We start from the raw sequence: 24,924 nt of genomic DNA on the forward strand, positions 1-24,924 counted from the left end.
TACGTACGGTTCTGTAAGAGGGATGAGGCGGTAACGCCTCACCCTACTTGATATTCTCATATTTAATAATTCCTAAGTGGAATAGGTTTGTAGCGATGGTTTCGCTAGTCCTAGCGATGTAAGTCGCTACAATTTAACAAAATTACATTTTGAGCGCCTGACATGGACGTAACTTACGACATTCTTGTTTTACTATTTTTTGTAGCTGGATTGGCTGGCTTTATTGATGCCATGGCAGGTGGCGGCGGGCTGTTAACGTTGCCAGCGCTGCTCTCTGCGGGTGTGCCGCCCACTCAGGCACTGGCAACCAATAAACTGCAGAGCTCGTTTGGCAGTTTTTCGGCTACTTGGTATTTTGTCCGCAACGGCATTGTTGACCTTAAAGATATGCGCTTGGCGATTGCCTGTACCTTTGTTGGCTCGGCTGTGGGTGCTGAGCTTGTGCAGCATATAGATGCGGGCGTGTTGACGAGCCTTATTCCGGTATTGCTACTAGGTATCTCACTCTATTTCTTACTCGCTCCACAGGCAGGAGAGGGTGGCGGCAAACCTAAGATGTCGGAAACGCTGTTTGCTTTTTCAGTTGGTACTGGTGTGGGCTTTTATGATGGTTTCTTTGGGCCGGGTACTGGCTCTATTTTTACTATCTGTTTTGTTGCTATCGCTCAGCTCTCGATTGTTCATGCGACTGCGCGTACTAAGGTACTCAACTTTACCTCGAACCTGGCTGCGTTGATTTTCTTTATCATTGCCGGCCTGCCTGTTTGGGAAATTGGTTTAGTAATGGCGGCGGGTGGCTTCCTAGGTGCGCGCATGGGAGCTAAAGTTGTAGTGTCTAAGGGAAAGAAGTTTATTCGTCCGCTGGTGGTTGTTATGTCAATGGTGATGGCATTAAAGCTACTTTGGGAACAAAATCCTCAATGGTTTCAATCACTGTTTTAAGGCGTGATTGCTTGAGTGCACTTGGCCGGTATATCACATGAACTGGGCGCGTTAGGGTGGTCAAAAAATCAAAGTCAAAACATAGTGACTCACTTATGTGCAAGGTTTTGATGATTGATAGCGGTACGAGTGCAGGTGCCACCCCTCGGATAGCGAGCTGAGCTGCAGCAGTGTACGAGTCCATCTGCATGCTTGGCGTTATTCCTGCTTGCTGCAGCAACCCAGCTTGGTACGTATTCGCGGGATTGTTGAGGTCGTTGGTGATAAGGCTCGTCGGCGACTTGGTTAAAGGCTGTTTGCTCACCACCTTAAATGGTTCATCAAAAAGATGCGTCGTTACTAATCCAAGTCGTGAGTTTAAATGGCCTGCGCACAGGCCAACCGCCGCCTCACCCGATTTGACATGCTCGATGATACGGGGTGTGTGGTTGGTGGTGACGGTGAGATAGTTGTCCTTAGCAAGCAGTTGCGGCATTACATCACTTAGGTAGCCTGCCACTAAGGTTTCTGAGCAATCGAGTCTTAATGTTGAGTGTGTTTCGACCTGCTGTTCTTCAGCAATTAAACCGCGCAGCTCATTTAAACTGGGGCCGACCCGAGCAATGAGTGCTTCTGCCTCTGGCGTCAGACGTATTTGCCTTCCTTCTGGCTCAATTAAGGTTTTACCGAGTTTCTTTTCTAGATTGGCAATGCGTTTACTGACCGCAGACTGGCTGATATAGAGACGACTACCGGTTCGTCCCATGGTTTTCTCTTGAGCAAGTACCAGCAGTGTTTCAATACCTTCTAAAAGCATGTCGATTATGATGAAAAAGTGGAATCAATAGTCATAGGTTAGCATAGAAATCTTTGTGCTAACTGTTGTGCTTTCTCTTTTTAGTAAGCAAGGCAATAGCTATTTTTCCTGACATGGGATTTCCTTTTGTTTGGTGTTGTGAGCTGACGTTTGGCTTTTAGCCACTGGTGTGGTGATGACGACGTGGTAGCCCTCTCCATTGCCAGCTTCGACAAAATCGACAAAATAGCGAATGCTGTCTAACTCATCTTCGACATAATGCGAGACATACAGCAACTGGCTTAGGTTTTCTTTGGCGATTAGCTCTAGCGCATTCATAACCAATTTACGCCCTAAGAAGTCAAGGCCTTGATATGGTTCATCCAAAATCAGTATCGTCGGCTGTTTGATAATGGCACGTGCGATAAGAAGTAGGCGCTGCTGACTGTATTCTAAAGACTTGAACGCGCAATCTTTCAGGTGCGACATGTGCAGCAGAGTTAACCATTCATCAGCGGCGTTGATTTGTTTTTTGCTTGGTTTGTCATAAAGTCCGATGGAATCAAAGAATCCAGACAGTAAAACGTCACGGGCATTGCAGTTAACTCGGTATTGCAGGTGCAAAGAGGAAGACACCATTCCAGTGTGCTGCTTGATGTCCCAAACGGTCTCACCGCTGCCACGCTTGATACCATAGATCTCTATATCATTGCTATAACACTGCGGGTGGTCGCCAAAAATCATCCCTAATAAGGTACTTTTTCCACAGCCATTGGGACCGCGAACTTGCCAGTGTTCACCATTGTTGATTTGCCAATTGACGCCGGAGAATATCTTTTGCTCCACGTACTCGACTTTTCCGTCAGTGATTTTGATCAAGGGATCTGCAAACTTTGCCGTATGTTGATGTTTGCGGATAAGTTGGAGCCACTGTTCGCTTTGTTGTGAAGACTGCGCTAACAGCTGAGAAATAATCGGGTGCTCGCGCCACTCGGTGTAGCTAAGCTGCTCCTTGAGTGCCCCTTTTTCAAACATCGCCACGTGTGACATCCAGTTTGGGACTTCATCTTCTCGAGAGGTAATGATGACGAGCTGAACGTGTAGGGATAGGTCTTTGAGATAGTCTGCCAGCATTTTACGATGCAAGGTATCGAGACCAACAAAAGGTTCATCAAGCACCAGTACTTTTGGTGCGCTGGCGAGTGCTCGCGCTAACATCACGCGGCGGGTTTCACCGGTTGATAGCTGCCTAAAACCGCGCTCTCTAAGATGAAGTAAATCTAGCTCTTGGATAAGCTGCTCGACCACATCTGGGTTATCAGAAAACTCCGAGACCAATTGCTCGACACTGCGTCCAAAATCAATTCGATCTAAAAACTCACTGTCGTCATTGGCTTGTTCTAGTTCTAACAGTCGCTGCTGCTCGGCTAGTGAGACTTGAGCAATGCTAGAGTGAGGTTGCTGGAGCTGCCCTTCATCGGCTTTCAGTTCACCACATAGCAGATCGCCAAGTAGGCTGCCAACGTTGCCATGGGTTTCAAATACCGCCCAGTGCTCGCCTGAGCGAATGGTCCATTGTGGTACAGACAGTGAAAGTGGGTGGTTTAGCGAGACATTATTGAAGCAGATATCCATAGACGTTTCCCTGTCTGAATAAAAAGTGAGTGGCTTTTAACCAACATACTAAAGCGACAGAGAAAAATGAAGAGGCTGACAGGAGAATTCGGTATCTCCTGTCAGTTACTTGAAGCTACTTGTCGAGTGCGAAGGTTGGTAAAGAGAGGTGCCAGCGAATTGCGCCAAGGCGGATCACGAGAGTGGCAACAACGCAGCAAAGGAAGGCGCTGCCCGTTGATGCGCCCATCATCAGAGCACCTACATGGAAGGTACCGCCAATAATACAAGCAGTAGCATACACTTCACGCCTTAACACCATAGGGACTTCACGGGCAAGAACGTCACGAATAATACCTCCACCACAACCGGTCAATACTCCCATGATCACTGCAATCAAGTACGAGTCTTGAAATATCAACGCTTTTTCGACACCGATACCGACAAATACCGCAAGGCCAATCGCATCACTGACGGGAAGAACATACCAAGGTAAGCGCCTCGGATGTCGTATCAGCATCATAGTTGCGATACACGTAACGATAATGACCCAAATGTAGGTCGTGTCGGTGATCCAAAAAACAGGCGTTGCACCAAGCGCCATATCACGAATAGTACCACCACCGATGGCGGTGACACTGCCTAGCACCATAACACCGAAAGGATCCATCCTAAGTCTTCCTGCAAGTATCACTCCCGATATTGCAAATATTGCCGTACCAAAAAGGTCGACCAAATAGAGCATGGAATCCACAGCTATATTCTCACTGAAGAAAAGTAATAGGAAAGTGCGCCAATTTTACGGGATTTAACGTTTGCGGATAGCGAATCTTGCTTAAATGTGATAGATATCTCATTTCTAGTGTATTCGTACTGAGTCTAGGTGTTCACACACTTGAGTGACGGCCTGCAAGGTTCGTGGTGTTGGTCGATTAAGCCAATCTGAGGTTAAAGCCCACACATGTTTGTTTTGTACCGCGGGTAGCTCTTGCTGCCATTTTTGCCACATATTTCCGTTAGCGATGGCGTGTTCTGAGGTGAATATGGCCTCAGGTTGGCGAACGATGACCTGTTCGGGACTGACTTGAGGATAGGGCGCTTTACTGCTTGCAAAGATGTTTTCTCCGCCACAGAACTCAAACACTTCGCTAGGCCAGTTTCCATCGGATAGAGTGATGATAGGCTTTTCACTCAGTTGGTAGAAATAACGCACTTTGTCCTCGGTGTCGTACTTCTTCTTTAACTCTGCAAGCTTGGCTCGAAACTGCTTTGCTGCGTTGACACCAATATTTGGGTCGTTGGCATATTGGCTTAGGGCTTCAAGGTTGTTGGCAATGCCTTCTAGGGATTTTGCTTTAGAGTAATAGAGATTGAAGCCGAGGTGTTCTAGTTTCTCAAGCTCTCGGGCTGGGTTTCCTGTCGGCCATGCCAAGATAAGATCCGGCTCTAAAGCGACGATTCGCTCTAACTTAATGCCTTGATAGTTAGCGACGCGTTCGAGTTTTTCTGCTTGCTCTGGGTAGTCGCTGTATTCACTGACTGCAATCAGCTTGTTGCCAAGACCAGCCGCATAAGCCAGCTCTGTGGTATGTGGGGCGAGGCTAATAATACGCTGAGTATCGGCAAAGGCTGCGAAACTGGCCAGCAGAGCTAAAACACCTAACAGGGTTTTCTTCATTGATTACAATCCTTGGTAGATGATGAACATTACAGCGCTTTGTAGCATTAACCACACATAGATCCGCCATGCGATATGTTTTTGAATTTGAGCGATATGAAATGCCGCGGGTGCGATTTTCCCACCCACTCGAGCGCGCTGCAGTTTGTCACTGCCATAGATAGCTGGGCCACCTAGCGCCAGCTCAAAGCGGTTAGCGTAGCCGCAGATAAGCCAGCTGGTCGCTGCATTTGGCCATGTTTTCGCTTGGGATAGCGTTTGTTTGATAGCGTTAGTAGGAAGGCCGAGTAAAACCATCATTGAGAACAGCTTTTGCGGTACAAAGTCGATCACCATAAATAGCCAAGCCGCCGGTCTACCAAAAGTCGCATAACCTGGTTTATTCGGGCTCCAGCTGCGCGCGAGCTCCGCACAAAGCCGATACATTAGTGCGCCAATGCCACCAGTTAGGCCATACCAAAATAAAACGCCGATGACGTTTCTCGCATAGCCAACAATCACGCTTTCCGCTCCCGCCTTACCAAGTCCAAGTAGCGACAGCGCGTCTGTTTCTCGATTGACTTTCGATGCGAGTAAATGGCGAGCGCCTGTCTTATCTTCTTTTGCTAAAGCGTCGATGAAACGTCGAGTGAATAGCTCATTACCACGCCACTCAATAGCAAGCAGTAGCAGGGCAAGCTGATAGAATTCTGCTTTCCAAACCAAAGTTTGAAGTGCGACCAGCACCGCTAAGGTTGGAACGAGTAGTAGTAATAACGCAAGAGTTCCGGATAGTTGTTGCTGTTGAGGTAATGCGCTTGGAGAGTTAACCTTGCTCGCTATATGACTTAGCAATAATTGCCAGAACCTGACAGGGTGCGCCGCTGGTGGAATGGGGATAAGCAGATGAAACAAAAGTGCACCCCAGAGAGTGAGGAGTGCACCATTGGCATATAAACTCTCAATAAAAGAGCTCATTTACGTCGTCCTTGTACGTGATGTTGTTTACAACAAGGTGCGCTTATTTAAGCAGCTCAACCATTTTTACTACCATTTCTGACGAGCTTTGCGCTGCTAGTGGTAGGAACTCTTCAAAGCTCATTGGAGATTCTTTATCGGCTACATCAGAGATAGCACGAACCACCACGAATGGCGTGTTGAACTGATGACAGGTTTGCGCAATCGCAGACGCTTCCATCTCAACGGCAATAACACCAGGGAAGTTTTTGCGGATAACCTCTTGACGCTCTGGACGGCAAACGAATTCGTCACCGGTACAGATTAGGCCGCGTACCGCGTGCTTGTCTTCCATTTGTGCCAGTGCTTGCTCAGCTACGTCCATCAGTTTCTTATCCGCGGCGAACGCTGCTGGTTGACCTGCCATTTGACCAATCTCGTAGCCAAATGCTGTTACGTCAGCGTCGTGATGACGAACTTCGGTCGAGATAACCACATCACCCAGGTTTAGAGAAGACTCAAAGCCACCTGCAGAGCCCGTGTTAATCACAACGTCTGGCTGGTAATCGCTAAGAAGGATCGTGGTACCAACGGCTGCCGCGACTTTACCGATACCTGATTGAAGTAGCACGATGTCGGCACCGTTAAGTTGACCAGTAAAGAAGGTGCAACCGCCTTTTTTTACTTCTTCTAGGTTAGTTAGTGCTGCTTTTAGGATGGACACTTCTTGTTCCATTGCGCCAATTACGCCGATTTTCATAGAGATTCTCTCAAGTTGGAAAACGTATTTTGGCGTGCAGTATAGCAACAGTCGCCGCGCTTCCCAACCTTTGCGAGCTGGAGTGGTTAGGGATTTTCGATGACCAATCCAGTTTCGATGAGCTTTGCGCGAAACGCTTCAACCCGTTTTCTGTTCACGTCAAAATCGTAGTAACCAATGCGAGCTTCGGAGCGTACTAGTAGCTCACCGTCTTGGATTTTAATCTCCATATCATCCACATACCGGAACACGCTTGAGGTGTATTCCACACGTAGGTAGTTGTCTTCTAGCACAGCTACCTCGGCGTTATCGAAGCTAAGTGCAACGGTTTCAATCTGATTGATGTTGGTGTCTGGGGCGAGCTTAAATGGGGCGAGTTTAAATTCTTCACGACTATCTTGAGTGGATACGCAGCGCGGACTGTCGCCGCAAGGCTCTTCGGTTCGATCTGTGGTGGTCTTATAGCCTGCTCCGCAGGCGGTAAGCAAAATGACAGAAGAGAGGGTAAATAGCTTAGTTATTGTCATAACGTTCCCTTGCAAAGTGAAGCGATTAAATAAAAGCCCAGCAGAGCTGGGCTTAGTCTTGGTTTGTGTACTGGCAACCCTATATATCTAGGAAGTCTAGTATGCCTTCAGCGGCTTTGCGTCCCTCATCAATGGCCGTCACCACTAAATCTGAACCTCGCACTGCGTCACCACCTGCAAAGATCTTCTCATTAGTAGTTTGATACATAAACTCTTGAGATGCAGGTGCTTTAATGCGGCCCCATTGATCAAGTTCCACCCCATAAGGTTCTAGCCACGACATATGATGTGGCTGGAAGCCAAATGCCATGATAACCGCATCTGCTTCCAGTACATGCTCACTGTCTTCCACTGGCTCAGGTCGGCGGCGGCCTGCTTCATCTGGCTCGCCCAAAGCTGTTTTCACGACTTTCACGCCGCAAGCGTTGCCGTTAGCGTCCACTTCAATACCAAGAGGCTGAAGGTTAAACATAAAGTTAACCCCTTCCTCACGAGCGTTTTTCACCTCGCGGCGAGAGCCCGGCATGTTGGCCTCATCACGGCGGTAGGCACAAATGACGCTGCTCGCTGTTTGGCGAATTGAGGTGCGCACACAGTCCATGGCCGTATCACCACCACCAAGGACAACGACTTTTTTGCCTTTCATATCAATAAAGGGCTGCTCTTCACTAAGCTCCATGACCTTGTAGGTATTGGAAACCAAAAACGGCAGGGCATCAAAAACGCCGGGCGCGTTTTCGTTTTCTAAACCAGCGCGCATGTTCTTGTAAGTACCGACGCCAAGGAATACCGCATCGTACTCTTCAACTAAGCTTGCCATCTCAACGTCTTTACCGACTTCGGTATTGAGGCGGAACTCCACGCCCATCTCACTGAAGATACGGCGGCGGTTGAGCATCACATCTTTTTCTAGCTTGAAAGAGGGGATACCAAAGGTGAGTAGACCGCCAATCTCTGGATAGCGATCAAATACAACCGGCTTAACGCCGTTTCGCACCAGAATATCGGCGGCGGCGAGACCTGCAGGCCCTGCACCAATAATGGCGACTTTTTTATCCGTCCATTCCACATGGGACATGTCCGGTTTCCAGCCCATCTCGAACGCTTTGTCGGTGATGTACTTTTCGATGTTGCCTATGGTGACGGCACCAAAATCATCGTTTAATGTACATGACCCTTCACAGAGGCGATCTTGCGGACATACTCGACCACAGACTTCAGGAAGGCTGTTGGTTTGATGTGAGAGTTCTGCTGCCTCTATGATACGTCCCTCATTGGCTAGCTTGAGCCATTGCGGGATGTAGTTATGAACAGGGCACTTCCACTCACAATATGGATTACCGCAGTCGAGACAGCGATCGGCCTGAGCTGTCGCCTGCTGCTTGGTAAAGGGTTCGTAGATTTCAACGAACTCTATCTTACGAATCTTAATTGGCTTTTTAGCAGGGTCGACGCGGTTTACATCAATAAACTGGTATACGTTCTGGCTCATTATTCTGGCTCCTTCCAATTATTGTGCTTGAACGCGCAGCTCTGCGGCGCTTCGGCTTTGGTGACCAAGCAAGGTGCGGAGATCCGCAGCCCTTGGCTTGACGAGATAGAACTTCGGAATCCATTCATCGAAGTTCGCCAGAATGTTTTCGGCGTGCACTGAGCCTGTCTCTTCTAGGTGCTCAGCAATAAGGCCGCGCAGATGCTCTTGATGGATATACAGATCAGACAGCGAAATCGCTTCTACTGACTCTGTGTTGACGCGACCTTCAAAGTCGTCGTTGCTGTCCATCACATAAGCAAACCCGCCGGTCATACCTGCGCCAAAGTTAACCCCTGTCGCTCCTAAGATAGCGACAATACCACCCGTCATGTATTCACAAGCGTTGTCACCGGCGCCCTCAATCACTGCGATTGTGCCCGAGTTACGTACGCCAAAACGCTCACCTGCGGTACCTGCTGCGTAAAGCTTGCCGCCTGTTGCGCCGTACAAACAGGTGTTGCCGACGATAGTGGCATCGTTACAGGTAAACGTGGTGCCGACGTGTGGTTTGATCACGAGCTTACCGCCTGCCATGCCTTTACCGACATAGTCATTGGCATCACCCGTAAGGTAGATTTCTACCCCGCCAGCGTTCCAAACGCCGAGGGATTGCCCAGCGGTGCCATCGAGATAGAGCTTGATTGGACTGGTCGCCATGCCTTGGTTGCCATAGCGTTTAGCCACACTGCCAGACAGTCTCGCTCCGACAGAGCGATCGGTGTTTCTGACATCAAAGTAGAAACTGCCTCCAGATCTGCTTTCAACAGCCGTTTCGGTTTCCTCAACAATCTTCTGGTTAAGCTCGGCTTTATCAAAAGGTTGGTTTGGCTCAGTCCAATACAGTGGATGAGACAGCGGAGATATTGGCGCTTCGAGAATGTTCGATAGGTCGAGCTTGGATTGCTTCGCGGTCATCCCCTCGACAGCTTCTAATAAATCCGTGCGACCAATTAAGTCAGTGAGCTTTTCTACTCCTAGTTCAGCGAGCAGTTCGCGTACTTCATCGGCAAGTCCCGTGAAGTAGTTGACCACCATTTCTGGTAGACCCTTGAAGTACTCTTTACGCAGCGTTTCATCTTGCGTGGCAACGCCTGTCGCGCAGTTATTGAGGTGACAGATCCGTAAGAATTTACAACCCATCGCAACCATAGGTGCGGTACCGAAGCCGAAACTCTCTGCACCAAGAATGGCCGCTTTGACAACGTCGAGACCGGTTTTTAAACCGCCATCTACTTGAAGTCGGATCTTATGACGTAGGTTGTTGGTAACCAGTGCTTGCTGCGTTTCGGCAAGGCCTAGCTCCCACGGACAACCTGCGTATTTCACCGATGTCAGTGGACTTGCGGCTGTGCCGCCATCGTAGCCTGAAATAGTGATGAGATCGGCATAGGCCTTGGCAACACCAGTAGCAATGGTGCCCACGCCAGGCTCAGACACTAGTTTTACCGATACTAGCGCATCTGGGTTAACCTGCTTCAAATCGAAGATAAGCTGGGCCAAATCCTCAATGGAGTAGATGTCGTGATGCGGAGGCGGGGAGATAAGTGTGACCCCTTGCACTGAGTGACGTAGTTTAGCGATTTCCGCTGTGACCTTATGTCCTGGCAGCTGACCACCTTCACCCGGTTTCGCACCTTGTGCGACCTTGATTTGAAGCACGTCCGCATTGGTGAGGTAGTGTGGTGTCACGCCAAAACGGCCAGACGCAATCTGCTTAATGCGAGAGTTACGGTTAGTCCCAAAGCGGCGAGGATCTTCACCTCCCTCGCCAGAGTTGGAATAGCCGCCAAGCTTGTTCATCGCCATGGCAAGCGCTTCGTGCGCTTCTGGGCTCAATGCACCAATGGACATCGCCGCTGAGTCGAAGCGTTTGAACAGCTCTGTATTAGGCTCAATTTGCTCAAGTGGCAGAGCGTTGTCCGCCTTTTTCAGCTTCATCAAGTCACGCAACATCGCGACAGGACGGTCATTCACTTGCTTAGCATACGACTTGTAATCGGACGCTTCGCCAGATTTCACCGCTTGTTGCAGCGTACCGACAACATCAGGGTTATAGGCGTGATACTCGCCATCGTGGACGTATTTCAGTAGGCCGCCATGTTCGACCGGTTTGCGTTTTGCCCATGCCTTGCGGGATAGGTTAAACAAGTCTTGTTGGAAATCTTCAAAGCTTGCACCTTGAATGCGTGTAGTGACTCCAGTGAAACACAAGTCGACGACATCGGTATGTAAGCCGACCGCTTCAAAAAGCTGTGAGCAGCGATAAGAGGCGATGGTCGAGATGCCCATCTTCGACATGATCTTATACAGACCCTTGTTGATGCCATACTGATAGTTTTGCATCACATTGCGGTAGCTCTTATCAATGGCACCATCATCAACAAGTTTTCCTAGCGCCTCATAAGCGAGGTAAGGGTAGACAGCAGTCGCGCCAAATCCAAGCAGCACCGCAAACTGATGTGGGTCACGAGCGGTTGCAGTTTCAACAATAATGTTGGCATCGCAACGAAGGTTCGCTTCAATCAATCGTGTTTGCACTGCGCCAACCGCCATAGCCGCAGGAATAGGGAGTTTGCCTTTCACGAGCGCGCGATCGGAAAGAACGACTAGAACCGTCCCTTCTTTAACGACAGATTCAGCTTGATCGCAGAGATCGAGTAGCGCTTGTTTGAGATCTTTCTCGCTCGGATCGTAGTTAATATCGAGGATCGTGTTGCGATAGTGCTTGTCGCTCAGCTCTAGTAGCTGCTGCATATCAGAGTAAAGCAGCACTGGTGAATCGAATGTCACACGGTAGGCGTGACCATCGGTTTCACAGAATACGTTCATCTCTTGACCGACACTGGTCGCAAGCGACATCACGTGTTTTTCACGCAGTGGGTCGATAGGTGGGTTGGTGACTTGAGCAAATTTCTGACGGAAGTAATCAGTCACCAAGCGCTCTTTAGAGGACAGCACCGCCATTGGAGTATCATCACCCATAGAGCCAACCGCTTCTTGGCCCATGTCGCCTAACACACGGAGTACTTGATCGGTCTCTTCGTTAGTCATGGCGAACTGTTTTTGATAGGTCTTCAACACCGTTTCATCAAAACTGCGCGCGCCAACTTGGTCATCTTCGAGGGCGCTAAATGGTGTTAATTTATGGACGTTGTTTTCCATCCACTCGCGGTATGGGTGACGGCTCTTGAGATCGTTATCTATGTCATCTGAATGCCACAGTTCACCCTCTTGAGTATCGACAACCAGCAGTTCACCTGGACCAACACGCCCTTTTTCTGCCACTTCATCTGGGGCGTAATCCCAAATTCCGACTTCAGATGCCAGCGTGATGAGGTTGTCTTTGGTAATGACATAACGTGCTGGGCGTAAGCCGTTGCGGTCAAGGTTACAGGCGGCATAACGACCGTCGGAAAGGACAATACCAGCTGGGCCATCCCAAGGCTCCATGTGTTTGGAGTTAAAGTCGTAGAAGGCACGCAGGTCTGGGTCCATGTCCGGGTGGTTTTGCCATGCTGGCGGTACCAGCATTCGCATTGCTCGGAAGATATCCATACCACCAGATAAGAATAGGTCGAGCATGTTGTCTAGACTTGAAGAGTCTGAGCCTGTTTCATTGACGAAAGGAGCGGCGGTTTGCAGATCCGGTAGTAGCGGTGAGGCAAACTTATAGGCACGCGCTTTCGCCCATTGGCGGTTACCTTCAATGGTGTTGATCTCACCATTGTGTGCTAAATAGCGGAAGGGCTGTGCCAACGGCCAGCGTGGTTGAGTATTGGTAGAGAAACGCTGGTGGAACAAACAGATCGACGATTCCATGCGAAGATCAGCAAGATCGAGGTAGAATCGCGGAAGATCGGCCGGCATACACAGACCTTTGTAGACGATCACTTGAGTCGACAAACTACAAATATAGAAGTCTTCATCTTCCGTAATGCGTTTTTCAATGCGGCGCTTAGCGATATACAGACGTCGTTCAACATCTTGCTCACGCCAACCTGCCGGTGCCGAGATAAATACCTGAACAATATTGGGTAGTGAACTTAACGCGATTGGTCCCAGTACGTTTTCATTGGTTGGCACGTCGCGCCAGCCAGAAATGGTCAGCGTTTCTTTCGACAGTTCTTGGTTGATGATGTCTTTTGCCGATTGGGCTTTAACGGGATCCTTGGAGAGAAACATCATGCCGACGGCATACTGCTTAGCTAAGTTCCATTGGTTTTCTTCTGCAATTAAGCGGAAATATGAATCGGGTTTTTGAAGTAGTAAGCCACAACCATCGCCAGTTTTTCCATCTGAGTTGATGCCGCCACGGTGAGTCATGCGGTCCAGTGCTGAGATTGCGGTGCGAACCAGTTTGTGACTGGGCTGACCTTGCATATGCGCAATCAGGCCAAATCCACAGTTGTCTTTTACAAGACTTGGATCGTAAAGAGCCATTGCCTTTCTCCCTTTGAGCTTGCTGTCATCCTGACAGTAAATTAATGCTTTTTAATGACTTTTTTATTGTTATGTGAGTCAAATTTTTAACTGTTATTTATTAACAAATTGCATTTATTTTATTTTCACGAAATTCACAACGTATAGCTTATGGCGAGAAAGGTCAAGTTTTCAGAAATTTGTTGTGTATGTCTCGAAAAAAACAAACAAATAATCTAGTTACTTTACAGTTGGTTGCTGTGCAAAAGGAGAGATAGTTAACAAGTTTCGCGTGACTCATGCTTGTCGCCGTCAATGATGTGCTTTCGGCTGGACTGAGCTATAGATAGAAAAAAGGCCAGCTTAAAGCTGGCCAAATTAGGAAGGAATGCTGTTAGTTACTTATCCGTGTAACTAGACAGTCTACCTTTAAGCGGAAAGCATCAACGAGTTGGCTTTCGCTTCTAGGTTAGTGTTGCCCATTAGGTATTCATCGATAGCGCGTGCACACTCACGGCCTTCGTTGATACAACGTACAACCAGAGACTGGCCAGTACGCATATCACCTGCGGCAAATACACCTTGTTGGTTAGTTTGGAAGTTCTCCGCAGCAACGTTGCCACGCTCATCCAGCTTGATGTCAAGCTGAGCCAGTACACCGGTTGGTTCTGGATGTAGGAAGCCCATTGCTAGGAACGCCATATCACATGGGATCACACGTTCAGAGCCAGCCACTTCTTCAAAGTTTGGACGCTCACCAGGAGCGGCATCTTGCCAAACGATATCAGCGATACGAAGACCCGTTACCTGGCCTTTATCGTTACCGATAAACTCTTTGGTTAGGATGTTCCAATGACGATCACAGCCTTCTTCGTGAGAAGTTGTGGTCTTCATGATCATTGGGTACTGAGGCCATGGCATGTTAGCTGGACGCTTCTCTGGCGGAATCGGCATGATTTCTACCTGAGTAACGCTTGCTGCTTTGTGACGGTTAGAGGTACCTACACAGTCAGAGCCAGTATCACCACCACCGATAACCACAACATGCTTGTCTTTGGCGTGGATCTCTTCACCCTTAAGATCCATATCGTTTGCACGGCGGTTGTTTTGCGCTAGGAATTCCATCGCAAAGTGAACGCCGTTTAGCTCACGACCAGGAACCGGTAGGTCGCGAGGTACGGTAGAGCCACCTGTTAACAGTACCACATCAAACTCTTGGCGAAGTTGCGCAGCGTTTACGTCAACACCAATATGTTGGTTGACCTTGAACTCAACGCCCGCTTCAGCCATTAGATTGATTTTACGGTCAATGATATCCATGCCTAGTTTGAAATCAGGGATACCAAAACGCAGTAGACCACCGACTTTCTCATCGCGTTCAAATACTGTCACAGAGTGCCCTGCGCTGTTTAGCTGCTCAGCCGCAGACAGACCTGCAGGGCCTGAACCGATGATAGCGACAGTTTTACCCGTGCGAGAGCGCGGTGTTTTTGGTTTCGCGTAGCCTTCACGGTAAGCCGTTTCAACAATCGTCTTCTCAATGTTACAGATAGTGATTGGGTCTTGGTTGATACCAAGAACACAAGCGCTTTCACATGGAGCAGGACATACGCGACCTGTAAACTCAGGGAAGTTGTTGGTTGAGCTTAGGATGCGCCAAGCTTCTTCCCAGCTGTCACGGAAAACCGCGTCGTTAAACTCAGGGATGATGTTGCCAATTGGGCAACCGTTGTGGCAGAAAGGTACGCCACAATCCATACAACGAGAAGCCTGAGTATTGATCTTATCGCCAAACTCTTCGTTAAGAACGAACTCTTTGTTGTCTTCAATACGAACCGCTGGGTCGAGCTTCCCTGGAAGCTCGCGACCATGTTCTAAAAATCCAGTAGGCTTACCCATTATACTGCCTCCACTTGTTCCGTTTGAGCTTGCTCAGCTTCTGCTTTGCGCTTTAGTAGCACTGCTTTGTAGTCGCGTGGCATTACTTTCACGAGTGATGCAATGCTGGCTTCAAAGTTGTCTAAGAACGACTGAGCGACTTCACTTCCTGTGAACTCCACATGCTTAGTGAGCATGTCTAGTAGTAGTTCGCGATCTTCTTGTTCGATTGGGTCTAGGTCGACCAATTCTGGGTTTAGCTTGGTTTCAAAGTCACCGGCTTTATCCCAAACATACGCCACACCGCCACTCATACCAGCAGCAAAGTTACGACCGGTTGAGCCTAGGATAACCGCTACACCGCCAGTCATGTATTCACAGCCGTGGTCACCCACGCCTTCAACCACAACTTTCGCGCCAGAGTTACGAACACAGAAGCGTTCACCAGCCATACCGCGGATGTAAGATTCACCAGATGTCGCACCATAGAAACAAACGTTACCGACAACGATGTTGTCTTCTGCAACGATGCTCGATTTCGCATCTGGGTACAGTACTAGTGTGCCGCCAGATAGACCTTTACCCCAGTAATCGTTCGCATCACCTTCCACTTCGAACTTCACGCCCTTAGCAAGGAAAGCACCGAATGACTGACCAGCACTGCCGTTGAACTTCACGTTCATTGGTTGTGGTAGACCTTGGTCTTTGTAAACTTTAGAGATCTCATTCGACAGCATGGTACCTGCAGAGCGATCCGTGTTGATGATTGGGAACTCAGCACTAACGGCTTCACCCTTCTCAAGTGCTGGGATAGCCGCTTGAATCAACTTACGGTCCAGAACCTGTTCTAGGTTATGGTTTTGCTCTGTCTGGTTGTAAACGCCATCTTCTTCACGCGCTTGTTCAATGTGTAGAACTGGCGATAGATCGAGGTTTTTATATTTCCAGTGGCCGATGTCGTCGCGGATCTTCAGCTTCTTAGACTGACCCACCATCTCATCGATAGTGCGGAAGCCAAGTTCAGCCATTACTTCACGCAGGCCTTCAGCCATGTATTGGAAGAAGGTGACGACGTCTTCTACGCGGCCATCAAAGCGCTCACGTAGCGTTTTGTTTTGTGTTGCGATACCAACAGGACAGGTGTTCTTGTGACACTTACGCATCATGATACAGCCTTCAACAACTAGAGCAGCTGTTGCTACACCCCATTCCTCTGCACCTAGCAGAGTCGCAACGGCAAGGTCACGTGGCGTTTTCATCTGACCATCAGATTGAACCACGATACGGTTACGTAGACCGTTCTTCAGAAGCGTTTGGTGTGTTTCTGCCAAACCTAGCTCCCAAGGAAGACCAGTGTGGCGGATTGAAGACATTGGTGATGCACCGGTACCACCATCGAAACCAGCAATAAGGACAACGTCCGCTTTCGCTTTCGCTACACCAGAGGCGATAGTACCAACACCCGCTTCCGATACCAGTTTCACGTTGACGCGACCAGCACGGTTTGCATTCTTCAAGTCGTAGATCAGCTGAGCCAAATCTTCGATTGAGTAGATATCATGGTGTGGCGGTGGAGAAATCAGACCGACACCTGGAGTGGAGTGACGAGTCGCACCGATCCAGTCATCGACTTTATCACCTGGTAGCTGACCACCTTCACCCGGTTTCGCGCCCTGTGCCATCTTGATCTGGATTTCATCAGAGTTGGTTAGGTAGTAAGAAGTTACACCGAAGCGGCCTGACGCAACCTGCTTGATCGCAGAGCGTTCCCAATCACCGTTCTCTTTACGTTCGAAACGTGTTGGGTCTTCACCACCTTCGCCCGAGTTCGATTTCGCGCCAATGCGGTTCATTGCAACAGCTAGAGTCGAGTGAGCTTCGTAGGAGATAGAACCGAACGACATTGCACCTGTTGCGAAACGCTTAAGGATGCTTTCGATTGGCTCAACTTCCTCTAGAGGGATTGAACCGGCTGGGTTCTTAACAAAGTCTAGCTGGCTACGTAGTGTCGCTGCGTTGTCGCCTTGGTCATCCACTGCTTTCGCGTATTGCTTAAACTGAGCGTAGTTTTTGTTGCGAGTCGATTCTTGCAGTAGCGAGATTGTTTCTGGGTTAAACAGGTGCTTCTCACCACGCTGTTTCCACTGGTAAACACCACCAACATCAAGAACTTGTACTGGGATTTCACGCGTAGGGAAGCCAACACGGTGACGGATCAGTACTTCTTTTGCGATGTCATCAATGGTTAGACCTTGGATACGAGAAACGGTACCTGTGAAGTATTTCTCAACCACAGATTTGCTGATACCCAGCGCTTCAAAGATTTGTGCACCGTGGTAAGACTGCAGCGTTGAGATACCCATCTTCGAGAAAATCTTCAGAAGACCACCGTTGATAGACTTACGGTAGTTCTCGAACAGCTCAGAGATACTGGTTTCTGGATCAAGCTTCTTAGTGCGCTGTAGCTCTACCATAGTTTCGATAACGAGGTATGGGTTCACTGCGTTCGCGCCGTAGCCCACTAGCGTTGCAAAGTGGTGCGTTTCACGAGCGTCGCCCGTTTCAACCACGATGTCACACTTAGCTCGCAAGCCTTTACGGATTAGGTGGTGGTGAACTGCGCCAACCGCCAGCATCGCAGGGATAGCAGCATGGTTAGAGTTCACTGCACGGTCAGTTAGCAAGATGATTGAGTAACCATCGATAACGGCGTCTTCTGCGTATTGGCAGATACGTTTCAGTGCACGCTCTAGCTTACCTTCGTCTTCGCTTGCTTGGAATACGATATCCAGTGTCTTCGCTTGTAGGTGCTCATTATCGATAGCACGCAGTTTTTCAAGCTCTGAGTTAGACAGAACAGGAGACTCAAGCTCAACTTTTTGACAGTGCTCTGGCGATTCTGCCAATAGGTTCTGATCTTTACCTAGGTAAGTGTTCAGAGACATAACCATACGCTCACGAATCGGGTCGATTGGCGGGTTGGTTACCTGAGCAAACAGCTGCTTAAAGTAGTTAGATAGATGTTGTGACTGATGCGAAAGGATCGCGAGTGGCCAGTCAGCACCCATTGCAGAAAGTGGCTCTTTGCCATCTTTTGCCATAGGCACAATGATTTCGTTCACTTCTTCTGAGCTCACGCCAAACGCTTGCTGTTTGTGCAGTAGCTTCTCTGGAGAAGGTTGGCTGAACTCGTTGCTCGCATCTGGAAGTTTCTTCAAGCTTAGTAGGTTCTCTTCCACCCATTTCTGGTATGGCTGAGCACTTGCGATGCCATCTTTCACTTCTTCATCAGAGATGATGCGACCTTGTTCTAGGTCAGCAACGAAGATACGACCTGGCTGCAGACGACCACGGAACTCTACGTTCTCTGGTTCAATGTCGACAACACCAGATTCTGATGCCATCACTAGGAAGTCATCTTTCGTCACAGTATAACGAGATGGACGTAGACCGTTACGGTCTAGCGTTGCACCAACCTGAACACCGTCAGTGAAACATACTGATGCTGGGCCATCCCATGGTTCCATAACGTTCGCGTGGTACTGGTAGAACGCACGACGGGTTGGATCCATGTTTTTGTTTTCTTGCCATGCTTCAGGGATCATCATCATTAGCGCATGTGGCAGGCTACGACCAGACAGAACTAGGAGCTCAAGTGCCATATCGAAGTTTGATGAATCCGAGCTGCCTTCTTGACAGATAGGGAGCAGCATGTCGATTTCTGCTTGTGTGAACAAGTCAGATTCGATGATAGCTTCACGCGCCTTCATCCAGTTCAAGTTACCGCGAACTGTGTTGATCTCACCGTTGTGGGCAATGTAACGGAAAGGCTGCGCTAGGCGCCATCTTGGGAAAGTATTGGTAGAGAAACGAGAGTGAACCAGCGCAAGTGCTGTCACCATCGTTGGATTTTGTAGATCTAAGAAGTACTGAGGTACTTGCTCTGTCGTTAGCTGACCTTTGTACACCAACGTCTTGTAAGACATAGAGTTGATGTAGAAGTCATCACCGATGTTTGACACGCTTTCTAGGCATACACGAACTGTGTAGTTACGAAGGACGTAAAGCTTGCGCTCAAGCTCTTCAGGTGTGCAGCCTGGGCCGCCGGTTACGAATACGTGTTCGAATTGAGGCTCTGTGCTTAGTGGGTCAGCACCAATCATAGAGTTGTCGGTTGGCAGTACGCGGTAGCCAATCACTTCTAGATCTAGGCGCTGTGCATTGCGCTCTAGGATGTCACGACATTGTGCGCGTTTGTGTTCGTCTTTAGGGAACAACACAACACCTACACCGTACTTCTCAAACGATGGCAGCTTAATGCCAAGCTTCACGGCTTCTTCTAGCAGAAACTCGTGTGGCTTTTGAAGTAGGATACCTGCACCATCACCGCTGCATGGGTCACAACCTTGACCGCCACGGTGCTCCATTCGCGCTAGCATATCCAGGGCTTGAGTCACTACATCGTGAGATTTACGGTTTTTTAGGTGAGCAACAAAACCGATACCGCAAGCGTCATGCTCCAATTCAGGAGTATACAGACCTTGTGCATTCTGCTCTCTATCTACCATAGATACTTCCTTCCAGTTAAATCTAGACGCAATTAGAGTGTGTGATTGCGTCTTGTCCTTTGTAATTTTGATTCTTGACTGCCAGAGGGGGCAGTGTTCGAGTCCATTCAGCATCTCGCAGGAAATGTGTTGCGAGAAAAACATTCCGTGGTGATATTCAATGTCTACGTTCCACAATCTAGTGGAATCTGTTGGTGGGAGTAGAATATCGACCCTAATCTACCAATTCGTACTGTAATAAAAACGGCAAATACAGCAGAATTGTGTAAGTATCCTACAATTTTGTCCTCGGTAATTCCAACGAAACTTACGTCTGTTACACATTTTTTTTATCTTGTTTTGAATATGTTTTATAACATCGATGCAACATTTCGGGTTTTTTGCTTGTTTTTCTGCATATTTATTGATTTTGATTAAGAGTGTTTAAAACGCCGATTGCTATTATTCATGGTTTTCTTTTGCAGGGATGTAATTTAGTTTCACAAATTAGAGTGAGATTCATTCTTATTAGTAGGTTTTTTGAACATGCAATTACATGAGTTAGTGAATACCATCGGCCAAGATCTGCAGCGCCGATATGGAGAAAAGGTTCACAAGCTAACCCTGCACGGTGGCTTTAGCTGCCCAAATCGCGATGGCACTATTGGCCGTGGCGGCTGTACATTCTGTAACGTGGCCTCTTTCGCAAGCGAAGAGACCCAGATCCAGTCTATTCACGACCAGCTTACCGACCGAGCAGGTGAGGTTAAGCGCGCTAAGAAGTATCTGGCGTACTTTCAGGCCTACACCAGTACCTATGCTGAAGTTCAAGTGTTGAAAAACATGTACGAAGAAGCGCTTAAATACGCGGATATCGTTGGACTGTGTGTGGGAACCCGCCCAGACTGTGTGCCAGATTCGGTACTAGAGCTACTTTCTGGTTACGTTGAGCAAGGCTATGAGATTTGGCTTGAGCTAGGTTTGCAGACAGCGAACGATCAAACCTTAAAGCGCATTAATCGTGGCCACGACTTTGCGGTTTACGATAAAATTACCAAACGCGCTCGTGCTCTGGGCATTAAAGTGTGCACACACTTGATAGTCGGTCTGCCAAATGAAACCAAGCAAGATAATCTACAGACGCTAGAAAAGGTGCTGGAAACGGGTACCGATGGTATCAAACTTCATGGTCTTCATATTGTTGAGGGCAGTACCATGGCAAAGGCTTGGCGTGCAGGACGCCTTGAGGCGCCGACGCTAGAGTTCTATTTAGATGTAGCCAGTGAGATGATTCGTCGTACTCCGGCCGAGATTGTTTATCACCGTGTTTCTTCATCAGCAAGGCGCCCAACGCTGCTCTCACCACTATGGTGTGAGAACCGTTGGCTGGCGATGACCGAGCTTGGCAGAACCCTGACTGCTGAAGGTGCTCAGGGAGCACTGACTGAGAATCCGTTTACTTATCACAAACCTGTTCTCAAATAATTCGCCTTTCGTGTGCAAACTAGGGCTAAGTGATAGACTTAGCCCAGTTGTAACGCACGGAGTGCTGAATGAAACCCATCAAAAATCTCGCGCAATACTATGTCGACCTATTGGTGAAACTTGGTATTGTTCGCTTCTCTATTATATTGGCGCTAGCTCTTGTCGCCCTGGCCGTTGTGGTTCAGGTCGGTATTACCTTGGTACTCAATGGGCGCGTTGATGATATCGACATTGTTCGCTCGGTGTTCTTTGGGCTATTGATCACCCCTTGGGCGGTCTATTTCCTCTCCGTTGTGGTCGATCAGCTTGAAGAATCTCGTCAGCGTCTCGCTAAGATGGTGTCTAAGCTCAAAGAGATGCGTTCACGCGACCAAGACCTTAACCATAAACTTCAGCAAAACATTCGCAAGCTCAACCAAGAGATAGAAGAGCGTCAAAAAGCGGAAGAAGCACGTGAAGAGGCGATGAAAGATCTCGAGAACGAAGTCTTTCAACGTGAACGTACTCAGCTTGAGCTAGCTGAACGAACTGCATTACTGCGCTCATTTATCGATGCCTCACCGGACCTTATTTACTATCGCAATGCAGAAGGCGTGTTCTCAGGCTGTAACAAGGCAATGGAGGAACTTACTGGTCGTAAAGAGCAAGACTTGGTTGGTCTCACGCCATGGGATGTTTATTCGGAAGAGATCGCTAAGCAAGTGGTGGAAACCGACCACAAGGTAATGGGTGACAATCAGGCACTGACCTATGAGCAGTGGCTCGAATACCCCGACGGAAAAAAATGCTTCTATGAGCTGCGTAAAGTGCCGTTCTACAGTAAGGATGGCCGCCACCTCGGACTGGTGGGTTTTGGTCGCGATATCACCGAACGTAAGCGCCATGCGGAGTCATTGGAGAAGGCGAGCCGAGACAAGACCACGTTTATCTCAACCATCAGTCACGAGCTGCGCACGCCGCTCAACGGCATTGTTGGCTTGAGCCGTATGCTCCTAGATGGGCAGTTAAATGGTGAGCAGCGTAAGCAGCTGCAAACGATCAATGTCAGCGCGATTACTCTTGGGCATATCTTTAACGATATTATCGACATGGATAAGTTTGATAGACGCAAACTTGAGCTCTTCCCTGAGCCATTAAACTTTGAAGATTTTGTTGCAGAGCTAGAAAGCATCTCAGGCTTGATGGCGGAGCAAAAAGGTCTACGTTTTGATCTTGAGAGGCTTACCGATTTACCGGAAGGCGTCGTCGTTGATGCGACACGTCTTCGTCAGGTGATTTGGAATTTGGTGAGCAATGCCATGAAGTTCACCAAGCAAGGTGGTGTGGTAATGACCATCAGCGCGGATATTGAAGATAGCCACGCGTACATCACGATCGAAATTGAAGATACCGGTATCGGCATTCCGCAAAAAGAGCTCGATAAGATCTTTGCCATGTATTACCAAGTTAAGTCGGGCAAAGACAATTTGCACGCGGTTGGCACTGGTATTGGCCTTGCGGTATCGAAACAGCTGATCCAAATGATGGATGGCGATATTACGGTTGATAGTGAAGAGGGATTCGGCAGTACGTTCACCGTGACCATCAATGTTCCGTGTGCGGATGAAATACAGCTTGCGCCGGTTGAAGTGAAGCGACAAAGCAGCCTGCGCATCTTCTTGCTGGAAGATATTGAACTTAATATTACCGTTGCACGTTCTTTGCTAGAGAGCCTTGGTCATAGTGTCGAAGTGGCTATGACAGGTGAAGAAGCATTAGCGAACTTTAATCCAGCAAGTTTTGATTTAGCGCTGCTGGATATTCAGCTTCCAGATATGACAGGTTTCGATGTCGCTCAAGAGCTTAGAGCGCGCTATTCAGAGTTACCACCGCTTGTGGCACTCACAGCCAATGTGCTTAAGGATAAGCAGGAGTATCTGGCAAATGGCATGGACGATGCGATCAGCAAACCGCTGAGCGTTAAAGCACTTACCGAAGTGATCAATAAATTCCACGGCGATGACGTCATGGAAGAGCCACTGCCAGAGGAGAAGGAAGTGAAAGAGAACATCAACAGTGAAGTCTTTAATCGCTTGCTGGATCTCGACATGTTGGAGTCGTACGTCGATATCGTTGGCAGTGCACCAGTACTCGATAGCATCAAGATGTTTGAGCAGATGATGCCAGACTACATCGAGATCCTCGATTCAAATATGACAGCCAAAGATCAGCCGGGCATTGCCTCAGAAGCGCACAAGATAAAAGGGGCGGCGGGATCGATTGGTCTTAAACGTATCCAGTCGATAGCCCAAAAAGCGCAGTCTCCAGAGCTTCCAGCTTGGTGGGAGAATATTGAAGATTGGGTTGAAGAGATCAAAAACGAATATCAGAATGATATTCAAATACTAAAATCGTGGTTGGAAAGTAAGGAATCATAATGAAAAAAGTTGTTACCGCACTTGCACTCTCTATCGCTCTAGCAGGTTGTGCATCATCTCCAACAACCGACTCAGCTATGTGGGCGTCTAGCAATACAGCGATGGTAGAGCAGCAAACGGTCAGCCTCAACTCGAACCTGTGGATTGATATGATGCCGAAAGTAGGCGAGACATCGGCATTGGTAAAAGAGCAAAACCTATATGGCGCCTTGAATCTCAGCACGGAGAACCAACTTCCTGCCGATATGGACGTAGCTATGGTTGTGCTCAAGCAAGGTGACATGACATGGGAGTTTGAAGGCAGTGATTTTGAGCTTCGTAATCACTCTGAGAGTCAATGGGAGGTAGCCTTCAATTGGCAGCTAGAGGTGAACATCACTAAGCCTGTCGATGTGGCCTTGCAGCTTGTTGATGGTGAGAACAAAACGTGGTTGGTGAGCAAACAGGTTAACATCGATACTGTTTACTAATACGCATAATAACGGATGAAAAAAGGGACGCGTGAAGCGTCCCTTTTAAATTGATTCAGAAAGAGTGAACTACTCTTCTAGATCACCACAGAAGCGGTAACCTTCACCGTGAATCGTAGCGATGATCTCTGGTGTCCCAGATACTGATTCAAAGTGCTTACGGATACGACGGATCGTCACATCTACAGTACGGTCATGTGGCTTAAGCTCACGACCTGTCATCTTCTTAAGAAGGTCGGCACGAGTTTGGATCTTGCCTGGGTTCTCACAGAAGTGTAGCAGTGCGCGGAACTCAGAGCGTGGCAGCTTATAGCTGTCACCGCTTGGGCTAACCAGTGAACGGCTGTTGATGTCCAGAACCCAACCATTGAACTCGTATTTTTCAACGCTGCGTTTTTCTTCTGTCGCTGCGCCGCTGCTCATAGAGCGAGTCAGTAGGTTACGTGCACGGATAGTCAGTTCACGTGGGTTAAATGGTTTAGTGATGTAATCATCAGCACCAATCTCTAGGCCAAGGATTTTATCAACTTCGTTGTCACGACCAGTTAGGAACATAAGAGCAACGTTAGCTTGCTCACGTAGTTCACGTGCTAGCAGTAGACCATTCTTACCAGGAAGGTTGATATCCATGATAACTAGGTTTACAGAGTTTTCTGACATCACCTGGTGCATTTCCTGACCATCGCTGGCCTCGAATACAGCATATCCTTCTGCTTCAAAAATGCTTTTTAGGGTGTTACGGGTTACTTGCTCATCTTCAACAATAAGAATCTGCGGGCTTTGCATCGGCGGTACCTAATTAAACTTGTGAAAATTCTGTCTATAGTAGAATAAATTCTAGGCAAAAAGTTAACATATAGGTAATGTTTCTTGGAGCTTTTACTCACCATCACTGAAACAGTTACGTTTTACGTCGCCATCCATGATGTTGCCAAAAAACGA

Annotated in this window: 16 protein-coding genes; 4 read left to right on the top strand and 12 right to left on the bottom strand. The window is 48.3% G+C overall.

Features of this window, described 5'->3' with window-relative positions:
• Window positions 1-162: 162 nt before the first annotated feature.
• On the top strand, window positions 163-942 hold the full coding sequence (locus ACJB0T_RS18140; RefSeq protein ID WP_446648221.1) for a TSUP family transporter: 780 nt from the start codon (window positions 163-165) through the stop codon (window positions 940-942).
• Here the strand turns inward: ACJB0T_RS18140 and ACJB0T_RS18145 are convergent.
• The 11 genes from ACJB0T_RS18145 to gltB (ACJB0T_RS18195) form a co-directional block, all read right to left on the bottom strand.
• Window positions 872-1,738: a LysR family transcriptional regulator gene (locus ACJB0T_RS18145; RefSeq protein WP_479288774.1), complete on the bottom strand. Its 867-nt coding sequence runs from the start codon at window positions 1,736-1,738 to the stop codon at window positions 872-874. The two genes, ACJB0T_RS18140 and ACJB0T_RS18145, sit on opposite strands and share 71 nt — an antisense overlap.
• Before the next feature lie 99 nt (window positions 1,739-1,837).
• A complete protein-coding gene (locus ACJB0T_RS18150) occupies window positions 1,838-3,352 on the bottom strand; it encodes an ATP-binding cassette domain-containing protein (protein ID WP_479288775.1) in 1,515 nt (504 codons plus the stop codon).
• Window positions 3,353-3,467: 115 nt separating this feature from the next.
• Window positions 3,468-4,085, bottom strand: coding sequence for a TRIC cation channel family protein (locus ACJB0T_RS18155; RefSeq protein WP_479288776.1), 618 nt, complete (start codon window positions 4,083-4,085; stop codon window positions 3,468-3,470).
• Window positions 4,086-4,190: 105 nt separating this feature from the next.
• Window positions 4,191-5,009 (bottom strand): vitamin B12 ABC transporter substrate-binding protein BtuF, encoded by an 819-nt coding sequence (gene btuF / locus ACJB0T_RS18160; RefSeq protein ID WP_479288777.1) that lies wholly within the window; start codon window positions 5,007-5,009, stop codon window positions 4,191-4,193.
• A 3-nt stretch (window positions 5,010-5,012) separates the two neighbouring features.
• The gene (locus ACJB0T_RS18165) at window positions 5,013-5,966 is read right to left on the bottom strand and encodes a cobalamin biosynthesis family protein (protein WP_479288778.1); all 954 of its coding nucleotides are present in this window, start codon (window positions 5,964-5,966) and stop codon (window positions 5,013-5,015) included.
• 43 nt (window positions 5,967-6,009) lie between these two features.
• A complete protein-coding gene (gene mtnN / locus ACJB0T_RS18170; RefSeq protein ID WP_479288779.1) occupies window positions 6,010-6,705 on the bottom strand; it encodes a 5'-methylthioadenosine/S-adenosylhomocysteine nucleosidase in 696 nt (231 codons plus the stop codon).
• Between the two features lie 86 nt (window positions 6,706-6,791).
• A complete protein-coding gene (locus ACJB0T_RS18175; RefSeq protein ID WP_479288780.1) occupies window positions 6,792-7,232 on the bottom strand; it encodes a DUF1499 domain-containing protein in 441 nt (146 codons plus the stop codon).
• 79 nt (window positions 7,233-7,311) lie between these two features.
• Entirely contained in the window at window positions 7,312-8,724 is a 1,413-nt protein-coding gene (locus ACJB0T_RS18180) for an FAD-dependent oxidoreductase (RefSeq protein WP_479288781.1), read from the bottom strand.
• 18 nt (window positions 8,725-8,742) lie between these two features.
• Window positions 8,743-13,206: a glutamate synthase large subunit gene (gene gltB, locus ACJB0T_RS18185; RefSeq protein ID WP_479288782.1), complete on the bottom strand. Its 4,464-nt coding sequence runs from the start codon at window positions 13,204-13,206 to the stop codon at window positions 8,743-8,745.
• 408 nt (window positions 13,207-13,614) lie between these two features.
• Complete coding sequence (locus ACJB0T_RS18190) at window positions 13,615-15,084, bottom strand: glutamate synthase subunit beta (protein WP_479288783.1); 1,470 nt, start codon at window positions 15,082-15,084, stop codon at window positions 13,615-13,617.
• Entirely contained in the window at window positions 15,084-19,631 is a 4,548-nt protein-coding gene (gene gltB, locus ACJB0T_RS18195; RefSeq protein ID WP_479288784.1) for a glutamate synthase large subunit, read from the bottom strand. The genes ACJB0T_RS18190 and gltB (ACJB0T_RS18195) overlap by 1 nt, the downstream gene beginning before the upstream one ends.
• A 525-nt stretch (window positions 19,632-20,156) precedes the next feature.
• Between gltB (ACJB0T_RS18195) and mnmL the strand changes: the two genes are divergently transcribed.
• The 3 genes from mnmL to ACJB0T_RS18210 all read left to right on the top strand — a co-directional run bounded on the left by mnmL (window position 20,157) and on the right by ACJB0T_RS18210 (window position 23,982).
• Entirely contained in the window at window positions 20,157-21,095 is a 939-nt protein-coding gene (gene mnmL, locus ACJB0T_RS18200; RefSeq protein WP_479288785.1) for a tRNA modification radical SAM protein MnmL/YtqA, read from the top strand.
• Between the two features lie 68 nt (window positions 21,096-21,163).
• The gene (arcB, locus tag ACJB0T_RS18205) at window positions 21,164-23,512 is read left to right on the top strand and encodes an aerobic respiration two-component sensor histidine kinase ArcB (protein ID WP_479288786.1); all 2,349 of its coding nucleotides are present in this window, start codon (window positions 21,164-21,166) and stop codon (window positions 23,510-23,512) included.
• A complete protein-coding gene (locus ACJB0T_RS18210; RefSeq protein WP_479288787.1) occupies window positions 23,512-23,982 on the top strand; it encodes a hypothetical protein in 471 nt (156 codons plus the stop codon). Before arcB ends, ACJB0T_RS18210 begins: the two co-directional genes overlap by 1 nt.
• Before the next feature lie 69 nt (window positions 23,983-24,051).
• Here the strand turns inward: ACJB0T_RS18210 and arcA are convergent, their stop codons facing one another.
• Window positions 24,052-24,768, bottom strand: coding sequence for a two-component system response regulator ArcA (arcA, locus tag ACJB0T_RS18215; RefSeq protein ID WP_112459845.1), 717 nt, complete (start codon window positions 24,766-24,768; stop codon window positions 24,052-24,054).
• Window positions 24,769-24,924: the final 156 nt, after the last annotated feature.

It is taken from the genome of Vibrio sp. CB1-5 (assembly GCF_059412285.1).